The 1,660-nt window shown below is 38.4% G+C and carries 1 protein-coding gene; it reads left to right on the top strand.

Going from position 1 to position 1,660, the window contains the following annotated elements:
* Window positions 1-159 precede the first annotated feature (159 nt).
* Entirely contained in the window at window positions 160-1,482 is a 1,323-nt protein-coding gene (locus tag NE257_RS05150) for an IS1380 family transposase (protein ID WP_251885943.1), read from the top strand.
* The last annotated feature ends 178 nt before the right edge of the window (window positions 1,483-1,660 follow it).

The following is a 1,660-nucleotide window of genomic DNA, read 5'->3' as shown; positions in this document are numbered from 1 at the left end:
CCTGAATAATTCACAGTACTTAACAGTAACCCTTGTAAACCCTTCTGCTTGAACAGTTTTTGCAAATTATTTTTTTCACCCTTTGGGTGTAAAAAAAGGCACTCCTTATGGTATTGTTAAGTCAACCAAAACGTCACAATACAAGCAAGGAGTGCCCATATGTCGACTTTACAACACAAACAACTAACTTTCAATAAAAATATTACACTTGCCAACGATGGTGGCAAAATTTCTTCAGATAGCGGTCTTGTTCTGATAAAAGAGTTTATGAACCGGATTGGGTTTTCAAGCATACTTGAAGAGCAGGTAAAACTAACTGACAGCCGAAAAAACCCAGATCATACGTATAACGATATAATAGAGCAACTACTTTTACAACATATCGCTGGCTACTCAAAAGATGTCGCAGCGAATCGATTACGACTAGACCCCATCTTCAAAACTATCTTTTCCAACAAAAGCACTCTGGCATCACAACCAACGATTAGTCGCTTTTTCCAAGCAATCACAAAAGAAACGATCCCTCAGTTTATGCAGGTGGCCCAGCAGTTGGCAGATATGCAGATTGCTCAAAATAACGTCCAAGACATGGTGATTGATCTTGATTCTACTCATTCGGACACATACGGAAATCAAGAAAGCGCAGATTTCAACAACCACTATCAGACTAACGGCTATCATCCTCTTGTCGCTTTTGATGGCTTAACCGGAATGTTTCTTGGCGCAGAATTACGCCCAGGTAACGTTTATACCTCAAGGAATGCCGAGACCTTTCTTTCAAATATTGTCACTCATTTTTCAAAACATCCTTGCAATATGAATAGTATGGTTCGTGGTGACAGTGGTTTTGCAAAACCAGAAATTTACAATTTTTGTAATGAGAACGATATCCGTTTTGTGATTCGCCTGAAGGCGAATAGTCGTCTACGTAGCGAGGCTGAGCGATATATCCTTTATAGTGATGAAACTGATTTCAGGACACATGAGGTACAGTATTTCTTTCTCACCTATCAAGCAGCGAGTTGGAAAAACGCAGAACGCGTCGCAGTTAGAGCTATCCGGGATGCTGGAAGTTTTCTCTTTACAAGATTTGAGTTTGTTCTCTCAAATTTCAGAAACGTATCGCCAGAAACTGTCTTCGCTCTCTATCAAAAACGGGGAACTATGGAAAATTTCATTAAGGAAATCAAAAACGGCTTTTATTTCGATAAGACTGATAGCTCAACTTTCACTGAAAACTCTGCGCGAATGGCGTTAGCTTGCATATCCTATAATTTGATTCATCTATTTAAAAAGACTGTACTTCCAGATTCAGAAAGAAATTCAACAATCGCCACGTTACGCTTTAAGTTGATTCATATTGGCGCAAAGGTAACAAAGCACGCAAGAAGAATAGCGATTCACTTGGCCTCATCAAATGTTTATGATGGTTTATTTTGGACTGTATTCCAGAGGATACAATCGTTTAAATTATTGATTTAGCAGTCTTTTTCTAAAAATAGACCGACAAAGTACTGCCTAGAATCAATCCATTTTTTAAAATAACGTACGATTTTTATTTAGTGGCACGTCATGAGAGGATCTCGCTCGTTTTTCTGATCTTTTTATTGACTCAACTGCCTATGAAACGACGGAAAAAGTATTTCATGAATAATTCAGG

It is taken from the genome of Enterococcus italicus, assembly GCF_023743875.1.
Taxonomy (GTDB): Bacteria; Bacillota; Bacilli; order Lactobacillales; family Enterococcaceae; genus Enterococcus_G; species Enterococcus_G italicus.
Note: the sequence above shows the minus strand (reverse complement) of the source record. Positions and strands in the feature narration are given on the sequence as shown.

Excerpts from the sequence above, each read along its gene's own strand:
- NE257_RS05150 (WP_251885943.1), top strand. The coding sequence starts at position 160 with ATGTCGACTTTACAACACAAACAACTAACTTTCAATAAAAATATTACA.